The organism is Streptomyces sp. f51, from assembly GCF_037940415.1.
Classification (GTDB): domain Bacteria; phylum Actinomycetota; class Actinomycetes; order Streptomycetales; family Streptomycetaceae; genus Streptomyces.
In genome coordinates this window covers 1,767,237-1,780,209 of sequence record NZ_CP149798.1, presented here as the reverse complement: position 1 = coordinate 1,780,209, position 12,973 = coordinate 1,767,237, and the positions used below count along the sequence as shown (strand labels likewise).

10 protein-coding genes are annotated in these 12,973 nt (G+C 70.4%); 4 read left to right on the top strand and 6 right to left on the bottom strand.

Going from position 1 to position 12,973, the window contains the following annotated elements:
• Positions 1-108 precede the first annotated feature (108 nt).
• Complete coding sequence (locus WJM95_RS07950) at positions 109-678, top strand: dienelactone hydrolase family protein (protein ID WP_339128857.1); 570 nt, start codon at positions 109-111, stop codon at positions 676-678.
• Positions 679-681: 3 nt separating this feature from the next.
• Here WJM95_RS07950 and WJM95_RS07945 read toward each other — a convergent pair whose 3' ends face one another.
• The 5 genes from WJM95_RS07945 to WJM95_RS07925 form a co-directional block, all read right to left on the bottom strand.
• Positions 682-1,032: a hypothetical protein gene (locus WJM95_RS07945; protein WP_339128856.1), complete on the bottom strand. Its 351-nt coding sequence runs from the start codon at positions 1,030-1,032 to the stop codon at positions 682-684.
• A 98-nt stretch (positions 1,033-1,130) separates the two neighbouring features.
• Positions 1,131-2,798, bottom strand: a complete 1,668-nt coding sequence (locus tag WJM95_RS07940) for an alkaline phosphatase D family protein (RefSeq protein WP_339128855.1) — start codon at positions 2,796-2,798, stop codon at positions 1,131-1,133.
• Between the two features lie 163 nt (positions 2,799-2,961).
• The gene (locus WJM95_RS07935; RefSeq protein WP_339128854.1) at positions 2,962-3,783 is read right to left on the bottom strand and encodes a thioredoxin domain-containing protein; all 822 of its coding nucleotides are present in this window, start codon (positions 3,781-3,783) and stop codon (positions 2,962-2,964) included.
• A 130-nt stretch (positions 3,784-3,913) separates the two neighbouring features.
• Positions 3,914-4,600 carry a hypothetical protein gene (locus tag WJM95_RS07930; RefSeq protein WP_339128853.1) on the bottom strand — a complete coding sequence of 229 codons (687 nt, stop codon included), beginning with the start codon at positions 4,598-4,600 and terminating at the stop codon, positions 3,914-3,916.
• Positions 4,601-4,719: 119 nt separating this feature from the next.
• Entirely contained in the window at positions 4,720-6,048 is a 1,329-nt protein-coding gene (locus WJM95_RS07925; RefSeq protein WP_339128852.1) for a DUF2252 domain-containing protein, read from the bottom strand.
• A 264-nt stretch (positions 6,049-6,312) separates the two neighbouring features.
• Here WJM95_RS07925 and dnaE point away from each other — a divergent pair, with 264 nt between their 5' ends.
• A complete protein-coding gene (gene dnaE, locus WJM95_RS07920) occupies positions 6,313-9,852 on the top strand; it encodes a DNA polymerase III subunit alpha (protein WP_339128851.1) in 3,540 nt (1,179 codons plus the stop codon).
• Positions 9,853-9,976: 124 nt separating this feature from the next.
• Here dnaE and WJM95_RS07915 read toward each other — a convergent pair whose 3' ends face one another.
• Entirely contained in the window at positions 9,977-10,156 is a 180-nt protein-coding gene (locus tag WJM95_RS07915) for a hypothetical protein (protein ID WP_326788325.1), read from the bottom strand.
• Positions 10,157-10,380: 224 nt separating this feature from the next.
• On the opposite strand from WJM95_RS07915, the gene WJM95_RS07910 reads away from it, so the two are divergent.
• Together WJM95_RS07910 and WJM95_RS07905 are read left to right on the top strand one after the other, a co-directional pair.
• Entirely contained in the window at positions 10,381-11,598 is a 1,218-nt protein-coding gene (locus tag WJM95_RS07910; RefSeq protein WP_339128850.1) for an NYN domain-containing protein, read from the top strand.
• A gap of 380 nt (positions 11,599-11,978) precedes the next feature.
• Entirely contained in the window at positions 11,979-12,953 is a 975-nt protein-coding gene (locus WJM95_RS07905; protein ID WP_339135415.1) for an ABC transporter ATP-binding protein, read from the top strand.
• The last annotated feature ends 20 nt before the right edge of the window (positions 12,954-12,973 follow it).

Below are 12,973 nucleotides of genomic sequence, written 5' to 3'. Positions count from 1 at the left end.
CTGGGTATCCCAGGGAGCCGCTCCAAAGTGCTCCGGCAACGCGGGTCCCATCGGTGCCGCGGTACGGCCGGACCTGCGCCGTCGGTGCCGGCTGGCACCATGGAGTCCATGAACATCATGCTCTTTCACTCGACCTACGGCCTGCGTCCCGCGGTGCGCGCGGCGGCGGACCGGCTGCGGGCCGCGGGCCACGAGGTGTGGACCCCCGACCTCTTCGAGGGGCGCACCTTCGAGACCGTCGAGGAGGGCATGGCCTTCAGCGACGGGATCGGCAAGGACGAGCTGCTGAAGCGGGCGGTCCTGGCCGCCGCGCCCTTCTCCGAGCGCGGCCTGGTCTACGCGGGCTTCTCCCTGGGCGCCTCGGTGGGCCAGACCCTGGCCCTGGGCGACGAGAAGGCCCGCGGACTGCTCCTGCTGCACGGCACGTCGGACATCGCCGAGAGCGCCTCGGTGGACGGCCTTCCGGTCCAGCTGCACGTCGCCGAGCCGGACCAGTTCGAGACGGACGACTGGCTGAGCGCCTGGTATCTCCAGATGCAGAGAACCGGCGCGGACGTGGAGATCTACCGCTACGCGGGCGCGGGCCACCTCTACACCGACCCCGATCTCCCCGACTACGACGCCGAGGCGGCCGAGGCCACCTGGAAGGTGGCACTCGGCTTCCTCGACTCGCTGTAGCGCCTAGCCCGGGAAGCACTCCTTGGGCGGGTGCACCAGCGACATGAAGTGCCCGGACCACACCCAGCTCGTCGGCTTGGAGTCGTAGATCCGGAACCACCGCTCCCCCGAAGGGGTCTTGGTGGTCGAGCACTGGATGCGCAGGGTGGTGCCCCGCGCCACCGAGTGGAACCGCGTCGACGAGGACGTGGGCTGGGCGTAGACGGGAGCGGTCTCCATCGGGGCCAGGTTGACGTAGGCGGGCGCCGCCGCCGCGACGTCCTGGGCCTCGGCGGAGGTGGTGGTGAGTCCGGCGAGGACCAGGGCGGCGCCGAGCACCGCGGACTTCGTCAGGACACGTTGGGGGGTGGCCATGTGACTCCAATCGCGATCGATAGTGACGGCCTATTTACCTTTCAAGCCGTCAATATCCCTAATAATACTAGGACTTGATCACTCGCGATCATCCGCCCCTATACGGGGTCGTACGTCCGTTCCACCGCCTGTGTGCCGCTGCGCGTGCGGTACGAACGGGCCCAGGACGAGGTCGCGTTCGGGTTCGTGCGGTCCGACAGCACGTAGTAGTCCATCTGCGCGCGGTCGGCGGTGATGTCCAGGACGCCGTAGCCGTGCCGGTCGGTGTCGACCCAGTGGACGTGGCGGTTGGCCGCGCGGATGACCGGGGCGGCGACGGCCGAGACGACGCCCTCGGGGACCTTGACGATGTCGTCGAGGTTGTCGGAGGTCATCGAGGTGACCACGAACTCCGTGGCGGCGGACGGGGACAGCGGGTACGTACCGGCGTCCACCGGCACGTCGTTGGCCCAGGCCATGTGGATGTCACCGGTCAGGAAGACGGTGTTGCCGATCGCGTTGGAGCGCAGGTGCGCGAGCAGTTCGCGGCGGTCGTCGGTGTAGCCGTCCCACTGGTCGGTGTTGACGGCGATGCCCTCCTGCGGCAGCCCGAGCAGCTTGGCGAGCGGCTTGAGCAGGTCGGCGGAGAGGGAGCCCACCGAGAACGGCGAGATCATCACCGAGTTGCCGACCAGGCGCCAGGTGGTGTCCGAGGACTTGAGCCCGGACTTCAGCCAGTCGAGCTGGGCGCGCCCGGTGATCGTGCGGTCCGGGTCGTCCACCGAACCGCTGGCGGTGGACGCCTGCTGGGACCGGAAGGAGCGCAGGTCGAGCAGCGCCAGGTCGGCGAGCTTGCCGAAGCGCAGCCTGCGGTAGGTGGTGCCCGCGATGGCCGGGCGGACCGGCATCCACTCGAAGTAGGCCTGCTTCGCGGCCGCCTGACGGTCCGACCAGGCGCCCTCGGCGCCCTCGGTGTGGTTGACCGCGCCGCCCGACCAGGAGTTGTCGGCGAACTCGTGGTCGTCCCAGATCGCGACGACCGGCGCCTTGTGGTGCAGGGCCTGGAGGTCCGGGTCGGTCTTGTAACGGCCGTGCCGGGTGCGGTAGTCGGCGAGGGTGAGGATCTCGTTGGCGGGGGAGTGGGGCCGTACGACCTTGCCTCGGGTCCCGTACTCGCCGGACTTGTACTCGTAGATGTAGTCGCCGAGGTGCATCCAGGCGTCCAGGTCGCTCCTGGCCGCGAGATGGCGGTACGCCGAGAAGTAGCCGGCCTCCCAGTTGGCGCAGGAGACCACGCCGAAGCGCAGGCCCGGCACGGCCGCGTCGGCTGCCGGCGCGGTGCGGGTACGCGCCGCCGGTGAGTCGGTGCCGCCCGCCGAGAAGCGGAACCAGTAGTCGGTGGCCGGCTGGAGACCGCGGATGTCCGCCTTGACGGTGTGGTCGGAGGCGGCCGTCGCGACGGTGGAACCGGTGGTGACGATCGAGGTGAACGCCTTGTCCCTGGCGACGGTCCAGCTCACCTGGGTGTCCGGGCCGAGCCCGGAGCCGGGTATCGCCTCGGCGGCGGGTGTCACCCGGGTCCACAGCAGGATGCCGTCGGGCAGCGGGTCGCCGGAGGCGACACCGTGCAGGAAGGCGGGCGCCTCGGCGGCGCGGGCGGGCAGGGCGGCCGCGAGCGGGGCGGCGAGAACGGCGGTGGCGGCCGCGGCCTTGACGACCGTACGGCGGCGCGGGGTACGGGAGTTGAGCGCGTCCCCGGAGTTGGTGGATCTGAATCGACTGGTCACGGGCGATGAGGTTACCGAGCAGTACAAGCCAAGAGCGGGCGAACTGGAAAAAGTTCGCCCGCTCTTTCGCTTTTCGCCGCTCAGGCCACACAGATCACACGCGCCGCCCACGTCACCCCGCCTGCCGCGCCGGACGGTCCGGGGGTGGCCGGGTGGTGACCGGTCAGGCCTTGAGGGCCTCGCCCACCGCCTTGTTGAAGGCCTCCACCGTCAGGAGCGGGGTGCCCTGGCTGTCCGCGGTGAGCTGCTTGCCGTTCATGACGAAGCCCGGCGTGCCGGTCACGCCGTCCTTGTTGTCGTCGAAGGTCTTGGACATGGCCACGGCCCAGGCGTCATAGGTGCCCTTCTTGACGTCGTCCTGGAACTTGCTGTTGGCCTTCAGCGCCGGGACGGTGTCCGCGACCTTGATCAGGTACGAGTCGTCCTTGAACTTGTCCGTCTGCTCGTCGGGGTGCCACTTCGCCGAGTACAGCGCCGTCTTGTACTCGAGGAACGCCTCCGGGCTGACGTTCAGCGCCGCGCCCAGAGCGCTCAGGGCGTTCTTGGAGCCCTGGCCGTTGTCCTTGCCGTCGATGAAGGTGGCGCCGATGTACTGGATCTTGAACTTGCCGTCGTCCAGGTCCTTCTTGACGGTCGTGCCGACGGTCTGCTCGAACTGGGCGCAGACGGGGCAGCGCGGGTCCTCGTAGACCTTGAGGGTCTTCTTGGCGGTGTCCTTGCCGATGACGACCGTGGTGCCCTTGGTGCCCGTGGTGTTGGCGGGCGCCACGACGTTCTTGGCGTCCTTCAGTCCGTCCCAGTGGCTGGGCTTGTTGTTCTGCACGACCGCGTAGCCGATGCCGCCCGCTATCGCGAGGACCGCGACCAGGGAGCCGGCCACGATTCCCTGGCGCTTGATCTTGTCGCGCCTGGCCTGGCGCTCGCGCTCCAGGCGCAGCTTCTCGCGCGCGGCCGTCTTCGACGCCTGGCTGTTCCGCTTGCTCATAGTGGTGTTCTCCATCGGGGACGCGCACACGTGGTACGCGGAATACGTAAGGGGGACTGCTGGTGCTCAGCGCGAGCCGGGGGAACGTTCGTCCGTCCGGTCGCGCACGGCGGCCCGAAGGCGGGCGGGCTCAGGCGAAGACGGCCGGGCGGGGCGGTCCGCGGCGTCCCAGGGAGTGCGCCAGAAGGAGAGTGCGGGCCGCGGACCGCCGGGGCGCGGTGCGCGGCAGCGGACGGGCCGGGGCGGGCGGCGCGCACACCGCGGCGACCGCGAGCAGCAGCGGCCGGAACGCCGAGGCGGCCACGGCGCGCAGCAGCTGGTCCAGGGCGCGCTCACCCCGGCGCAGCCAGGCGGCCGCGAGCAGGCCGACGGTGACGTGCGCGCCGAGCAGCAGCCAGGCGGCGGCAGGATCGGCGTGCGCGAGCAGGGCGGCGGCGCGGCCGGGGCCCTCGCCGGTCACCCCGGACAGCGGGGTTCCCACGCTGCCGCCGCCGCACAGCACGTCGAAGCCGACCGAGCGCAGCGGGCCCGCGACCGGGCCGCCCGCTCTGCCGTAACAGACGTGCTGACCGGTCGTGAACACCGTGTCGGCGGCCAGTTCCAGCGGGACCAGCAGGGCGGCGATGCCGCCGAAGCCCCGCTGCCGGCCCGCGAGCGCGAAGGCGAGGGCGAAGACGGCGGCGCTGATCGCGGCCACGGTGGTGAGCGGCAGCGGCACCCGGGACAGCAGCACGTGCGACGCGGCGGACAGCGTCACGACGACAGCCGTGAACACCGCCGCGCGTGCGGCTCTGAGCTGGATCCCGGATATGTCCATAGCGGAGGTGAGTCTCCCACGCGCTCCCGTAAGCGTCCCCTAAAGGGTTCCTGTGCGTCATGGGAGCGTAGCGGGGCGGATCGGTCGCGGGGCCCGCGCCCCGCGACCGGCCGCGCGCCCTAGAGTCCCGGGATCCGCCCGTTGCGGAACAGGTCCACGAAGATCTGGTGGTCACCGCGCGCCCGGGAGCCGTAACTGTGCGCGAAGTCCACCAGGAGGTCGGCGAAGCCGTCCTCGTCGGCCGCGATGGCCGCGTCGATGGCGCGTTCCGTGGAGAAGGGCACCAGCTCCGAGTGGCCGCTCTCGTCGTCGGCGGCCGCGTGCATCGTGGCGGTGGCGCGGCCGAGGTCCGCGACCACCGAGGCGATCTCCTCGGGGTCGTCGATGTCGCCCCAGTCCAGGTCCACCGCGTACGGCGAGACCTCGGCGACCAGCTGGCCCGCGCCGTCCAGCTCGGTCCAGCCCAGCCACGGGTCGGCGTGCGCCTGGAGGGCGCGCTGCGAGATGACCGTGCGGTGGCCCTCGTGCCGGAAGTAGCCGCGGATCGCGGAGTCCGTGATGTGCCGCGAGACGGCCGGGGTCTGGGCCTGCTTGATGTAGATCACCACATCGTTCTCCAGGGCGTCGCTGTTGCCCTCCAGAAGGATGTTGTACGACGGCAGGCCCGCCGAGCCGATGCCGATGCCGCGGCGGCCCACGACGTCCTTCACCCTGTACGAGTCCGGGCGGGTCAGCGAGGACTCCGGGAGCGTCTCCAGATAGCCGTCGAAGGCCGCGAGGACCTTGTACCGGGTGGCGGCGTCCAGCTCGATGGAGCCGCCGCCCGGAGCGAAGCGGCGCTCGAAGTCGCGGATCTCGGTCGTCGAGTCCAGGAGCCCGAAGCGGGTCAGCGACCGGGCGTCGCGCAGCGCGTCCAGGAGGGGGCCCTCGGCGGTGTCCAGCGTAAAGGGCGGCACCTCGTCGCTCTTGGCGCCGGTGGACAGGTCGTGGATGCGCTCGCGGTACGCGGCCGCGTACACCCGTACCAGTTCGGTGATCTGCTCGTCGCTGAGCGCCTTCGCGTAGCCGATGAGCGCCACGGAGGCGGCGAAGCGCTTGAGGTCCCAGGTGAAGGGGCCAACATAGGCCTCGTCGAAGTCGTTCACGTTGAAGATCAGACGGCCCTGGGCGTCCATGTACGTGCCGAAGTTCTCGGCGTGCAGATCGCCGTGGATCCACACGCGCGAGGTGCGCTCGTCCAGGTACGGGCCGCCCCGCCGGTCCTCGTCCAGGTCGTGGTAGAAGAGCGCCGCCGTGCCGCGGTAGAACGCGAAGGCGGAGGCCGCCATCTTGCGGAACTTCACACGGAACGCGGCCGGGTCGGCGGCCAGGAGCTCGCCGAAGGCGGTGTCGAATACGGCGAGGATCTGCTCGCCGCGTTGCTCGGCGCTGAGCTGCGGGACCGACATCGCTGGGTGCCTCCTGGTGCAGGTGCTGCGGGACATGACGGGGCGGGCGCGCCGCCCCGGGACAAGGGGTCCGTCCACTTCCAACGGACGAACATACGCGGGAGTGCCCGGGTTCCGGCGCCGAACGCACGCCTCCGGTCCGACGCCCGTACGACGGTACGGATGATCCTCCGCCGAGTGTCAGTGCAGCGGCATAGACTTCGTCGCTGACCCCCCAGACTGTCCGCAGCCTGTCACCGATGGTTCTTCCTGGAGGCCGAAACCGTGTCGAAGCCGCCGTTCACGCACCTGCACGTCCACACCCAGTACTCGCTGCTGGACGGTGCCGCGCGGCTCAAGGACATGTTCGACGCGTGCAACGACATGGGCATGACCCACATCGCGATGAGCGACCACGGCAACCTCCACGGGGCCTATGACTTCTTCCACACCGCGAAGAAGGCGGGCGTCACCCCAATCATCGGCATCGAGGCGTACGTCGCCCCCGAGTCCCGGCGCAACAAGCGCAAGATCCAGTGGGGCCAGCCGCACCAGAAGCGCGACGACGTGTCCGGTTCGGGCGGTTACACGCACAAGACGATCTGGGCGGCGAACCGGACGGGCCTGCACAACCTCTTCAAGCTCTCCTCGGACGCGTACGCCGAGGGCTGGCTCCAGAAGTGGCCCCGGATGGACAAGGAGACGATCTCCCAGTGGTCGGAGGGGCTCATCGCCTCCACCGGCTGCCCCTCCGGCGAGCTCCAGACCAGGCTGCGCCTCGGCCAGTTCGACGAGGCGCTGAAGGCGGCCGCCGAGTACCAGGACATCTTCGGCAAGGACCGCTACTTCCTGGAGCTGATGGACCACGGCATCGAGATCGAGCGCCGGGTCCGCGACGGGCTCCTGGAGATCGGCAAGAAGCTCGGCATCCCGCCCCTGGTGACGAACGACTCGCACTACACGTACGCGCACGAGGCGACCGCCCACGACGCCCTGCTGTGCATCCAGACCGGCAAGAACCTCTCCGACCCGGACCGCTTCCGCTTCGACGGCACCGGCTACTACCTGAAGTCCACGGACGAGATGTACGCCGTCGACTCCTCGGATGCCTGGCAGCAGGGCTGCGCCAACACCCTCCTGGTGGCCGAGCAGATCGACACCACCGGCATGTTCGAGGCCAAGAACCTCATGCCGAAGTTCGACATCCCGGACGGCTTCACCGAGATCACCTGGTTCCAGGAGGAGGTGCGCCGCGGCATGGAGCGCCGCTTCCCCGGCGGCGTCCCCGACGACCGCCAGAAGCAGGCCGAGTACGAGATGGACGTCATCATCCAGATGGGGTTCCCGGGGTACTTCCTCGTCGTCGCCGACTTCATCATGTGGGCCAAGAAGCAGGGCATCGCGGTCGGCCCCGGCCGAGGGTCCGCGGCCGGCTCGATCGTCGCGTACGCCATGGGCATCACCGACCTCGACCCGATCCCGCACGGTCTGATCTTCGAGCGGTTCCTCAACCCCGAGCGCGTCTCCATGCCCGACGTCGACATCGACTTCGACGAGCGCAGGCGCGTCGAGGTGATCAGGTACGTGACCGAGAAGTACGGCGCCGACAAGGTGGCCATGATCGGCACGTACGGCAAGATCAAGGCGAAGAACGCCATCAAGGACTCCGCGCGCGTGCTGGGCTACCCGTACGCGATGGGCGACCGGCTCACCAAGGCCATGCCCGCCGACGTCCTCGGCAAGGGCATCGACCTGAACGGCATCACCGACCCCTCGCACCCCCGGTACGGCGAGGCCGGCGAGATCCGCGGGATGTACGAGAACGAACCGGACGTGAAGAAGGTCATCGACACCGCCAAGGGCGTCGAGGGCCTGGTCCGGCAGATGGGCGTGCACGCCGCCGGCGTGATCATGTCCAGCGAGCCGATCGTCGACCACGCGCCGATCTGGGTGCGGCACACCGACGGTGTGACCATCACCCAGTGGGACTACCCCCAGTGCGAGTCGCTCGGCCTGCTCAAGATGGACTTCCTGGGCCTGCGCAACCTCACGATCATGGACGACGCCATCAAGATGGTGAAGGCCAACAAGGGCGTCGACCTGGAGATGCTCGCCCTCCCGCTGGACGACCCCAAGACCTTCGAACTGCTCTGCCGGGGTGACACCCTCGGCGTCTTCCAGTTCGACGGCGGCCCCATGCGCTCGCTGCTCCGCCAGATGCAGCCCGACAACTTCGAGGACATCTCCGCCGTCTCGGCCCTGTACCGGCCGGGCCCGATGGGCATGAACTCGCACATCAACTACGCGGAGCGCAAGAACGGCCGCCAGGAGATCACACCGATCCACCCCGAGCTGGAGAAGCCGCTCGAAGAGGTGCTGGCCGTCACCTACGGCCTGATCGTCTACCAGGAGCAGGTCCAGAAGGCCGCCCAGATCATCGCCGGGTACTCGCTCGGCGAGGCCGACATCCTGCGCCGCGTGATGGGCAAGAAGAAGCCCGACGAGCTGGCGAAGAACTTCGTCCTCTTCCAGGAGGGCGCCCGCAAGAACAACTACAGCGACGAGGCGATCCAGGGCCTGTGGGACGTGCTGGTCCCCTTCGCCGGCTACGCCTTCAACAAGGCGCACTCCGCCGCGTACGGACTCGTCTCGTACTGGACCGGGTACCTGAAGGCGAACTACCCGGCCGAGTACATGGCCGCGCTGCTCACCTCGGTCAAGGACGACAAGGACAAGTCGGCCGTCTACCTCAACGAGTGCCGCCGCATGGGCATCAAGGTGCTGCCGCCGAACGTGAACGAGTCCGAGCAGAACTTCGCCGCCCAGGGCGACGACGTGATCCTCTTCGGCCTCTCCGCCGTCCGCAACGTCGGCACGAACGTGGTCGAGTCGATCATCCGCAGCCGCAAGGCCAAGGGGAAGTACGCCTCCTTCCCGGACTACCTCGACAAGGTCGAGGCCGTCGCCTGCAACAAGCGCACCACGGAATCACTGATCAAGGCGGGCGCGTTCGACACGATGGGGCACACCCGCAAGGGCCTCACCGCGCAGTTCGAGCCGATGATCGACAACGTGGTGGCGGTCAAGCGCAAGGAGGCCGAGGGCCAGTTCGACCTCTTCGGCGGCATGGGCGACGAGGACACCAGCGAGCCCGGCTTCGGGCTCGACGTGGAGTTCACCACCGACGAGTGGGACAAGGCCTATCTCCTCGCCCAGGAGCGGGAGATGCTCGGCCTGTACGTCTCCGACCACCCGCTCTTCGGACTGGAGCACGTCCTGTCCGACAAGGCCGACGCGGGCATCTCCCAGCTGACCGGCGGCGAGCACGCGGACGGCGCGGTCGTCACGATCGGCGGCATCATCTCGGGCCTCCAGCGCAAGATGACCAAGCAGGGCAACGCCTGGGCGATCGCCACCGTCGAGGACCTCGCGGGCTCCATGGAGTGCATGTTCTTCCCCGCGACCTACCAGCTGGTGTCGACCCAGCTGGTCGAGGACGCGGTCGTCTTCGTCAAGGGGCGCCTGGACAAGCGCGAGGACGTGCCGCGGCTGGTCGCGATGGAACTCCAGGTCCCGGACCTGTCGAACGCGGGCACCAACGCCCCCGTGATCCTCACCATCCCGGCCCTGAAGGTGACCCCGCCGATGGTCAGCCGGCTCGGCGAGATCCTCAGCCACCACAAGGGCGAGAGCGAGGTCCGCATCCGGCTCCAGGGCCCGAGCAAGACCACCGTGCTGCGGCTCGACCGGCACCGGGTGAAGCCGGACCCGGCGCTCTTCGGCGACCTGAAGGTGCTGCTCGGCCCGTCCTGCCTGGCCGGCTGACGGCCGTCGGGCCCTGCGCGGACACCGACGCAGCCTGCGCGGACACCGACGCAGCGAGGGGCGCATCCCGCACGGGATGCGCCCCTCGCTGCGTACCTGGGTCTCAACGACCCGCGCCGCGGCCTCAGTTGTGGCCGAAACGCCTCTGATGCTTACGGGCAACATCAGCGGGGCTGCCCTGGGCCTGCGACATCGGCGACTGCTGTGCCTGCGCCGACGACCGCTGTGCCTGCTCCTGCGCACGCTCGGCCTGCGAGGAGCGGTCCTGCTGGCCGCCCTGCTTGCGATTCTTGTTCTTGGCCATGGTGATCTGCCTCCTGGGTGGGATCTAGGGGCCAGGGCCGCGACCAGATTCACATAGGCTGACAAGCAGCGCATTTCGTAGAATTACCGTGCGTAATAAGACCTGTCGGCAGGTGTTCGTCCGATCCGCCACGCCGAAGATCGAGTTCCGGCCGTTAACCTCCGCACGGTCGGGCAGACTCCAAGGAAGCCCGAAGCAAACCTCCCGGAAAGAGGGTGGATCGCGTGGACCGCTGCATCGTCCTGGTGGACGCCGGGTATCTGCTCGGGGCCGCTGCCAGTCTCCTCGCCGGGGAGCCGTCGCGATCCCGGATCACCGTCGACCACGCCGCCCTCATCCAGGGCCTGCGCGAGCGCGCCGAGTCGGACACCGAGCGGCCCCTGCTGCGCATCTACTGGTTCGACGGCGCCCCCGACCGCGTACCGCAGCCCGAGCACCGCAGGCTCCGGGTGATGCCCCGGGTCACGGTGCGCCTGGGCGCGCTGACCCGCAGCGACGGGCGCTGGGCGCAGAAGGGCGTGGACGCCGCCATGCACGCCGAGCTGACCGAGCTCGCGCGCAACCGCGCCTGCTCCGACGTGGTCCTCGTGACCGGCGACGGAGATCTGCTGCCGGGCATGATGGCCGCCAAGGAACACGGCGTGGCCGTCCACCTGTGGGCCGTGCAGGCCGCGGACGGCGACTACAACCAGTCCGAGGACCTGGTGGCCGAGGCCGACGAGCGGCGGGTGCTCGACCGCGCCTGGATCACCAAGGCGGTCCGCGCCAAGGAGACCGGCGGGATCTGCGCCCCGCCGCCCGTGCCCCGCCCCGAGATCGCCGCCATCCTCTCCGCGCCGCTGCCCGAGTCGGCGCTCGCCGCCGCGGCCGAGCGCTCCGCCCAGGAGGCCGAGCACCACCAGGCGGCCGATGCGCAGAACGGCACCCAGGAGCGGGCCGCCGCCCCCAAGGGTGTCCCCACACCGAAGGACCTGGCCGCGCTCCGCGGACCGGGCACCCAGCCCGCCCAGCACCCCACGAACGCGACCCTGCGCTGGTCCTCGGACAAGGGCTGGGTCGACCGGCCCGGCGGCACCGCGGAGTCCCCGGAGGCCGCCGCGCTGCCCACGCTCGCCCAGCTCACCTCCGCCGAGCAGCGGTGGGCGGACCGCGAGGAGGACATCACCACGGTCGGCGGCGACCCGTACGAGGTCGGGCAGGTCTTCGCGCGCCGCTGGATGGGGCGCCTGACCGATCCGGGTCACCTCCAGAAACTGTCCGCGATGTATCCGCGGGTCCCCCACCGGGTGGACGGCGAACTGCTGCGCTACGCGGCCCGCTTCGGGCTGCTCGCGCACAAGGACGACCAGATCGACGAGCACGACCGCTACGCGATCCGGGCCGGCTTCTGGCGCGAGATCGACGTACGCACCGCGACGGAACACGCGCCCGTCGCGGAGTGAGACCCACGCCCACCCGCGAGCGAGGACGCACCGGCCGCTGCTCCGCGGGCGGGACACACGCCGTTCGGGGTGGGGCACGCGCTGCTCCGCGGGCGGGACACACGCCGTTCGGGGGTGAGGCACATGCTGCTCCGCGGGCGGGACACACGCCGTTCGGGGGTGAGACACGCGCTGCTCCGCGGGCGGGACACACGGAGGTCGGAGGGCGTGGCGCGCGCTCGGCGGGGAGTGGACCGCGGACCTTCCCGGAGGGCCGCGGACGGCCTCGGCCGGGGGTGGCGGCGGCCCGGTCGCATGACAGGGCCCCGGACCACGTACTCTCGTCCTTCGTGAGTACGCGCACGGCACAGGCAGCACCGACGGGACACCGGGGCGATGTCGTGTGCGCCGTGCGAGGTCTCACGAAGACCTATCCGGCCGTCCGCGGCCGCCGCGGCACCCCGGCGACACCCGAGGTCAGGGCCACCGACGGGGTCCGTCTGGACATCCGCCGCGGCGAGATCTTCGGCCTGCTCGGACCGAACGGCGCCGGCAAGTCCACCCTCGTGCGCCAGCTGACCGGACTGATGCGCCCCGACAGCGGCAGCGTCGAGATCCTCGGGCACGACATCGTGCGCCACCCCGAGCGGGCGGCCCGCATCCTCGCCTACCTCGGGCAGGAGTCCACCGCCCTGGACGAGCTGACCGTGTCCCTGGCCGCCGAGACGACCGGGCGGCTGCGCGGGCTCGACCTCCGCGCGGCCCGGGCCGAACGGGACGCCGTCCTCGACGAACTGGGCCTGACGGCGCTCGCCTCCCGCCCCCTGAAGAAGCTCTCCGGCGGACAGCGCAGGCTCGCCTGCCTCGCCGCCGCGCTCGTCGGCCGGCGCCCGTTGCTGGTCCTCGACGAGCCCACCACCGGCATGGACCCCGTCGCCCGGCGCGCCGTGTGGGCCGCCGTCGACCGGCGCCGCGCCGAACAGGGCGCCACGGTCCTGCTCGTCACCCACAACGTCATCGAGGCCGAGACGGTCCTCGACCGGGTCGCCGTCCTCGACGAGGGACGGGTCATCGCCTGCGACACCCCGGCCGGGCTCAAGGAACAGGTCGCGGGCGAGGTCCGGGTCGAACTCGTCTGGCGCGAGAACGCCCCGCTGCACGTCCCCGAGGTCGCCGCGCTGCGGGCCCGCGCCGTCGAGTCGGGCCGCCGCTGGACGCTGCGGCTCGCGCCCGAGGAGGCCCGCGCGGCCGTGGCCACGGTCACCGGCGGGGCCGCCTTCGCCGCGCTCGACGACTTCACGCTGGCCACGCCGAGCCTGGAGGACGTGTATCTGGCCCTCGGCGGGCACGCGACACAGGGACTGGTGAAGGCGTGAGCGTCCGGGGCGTGGAATCC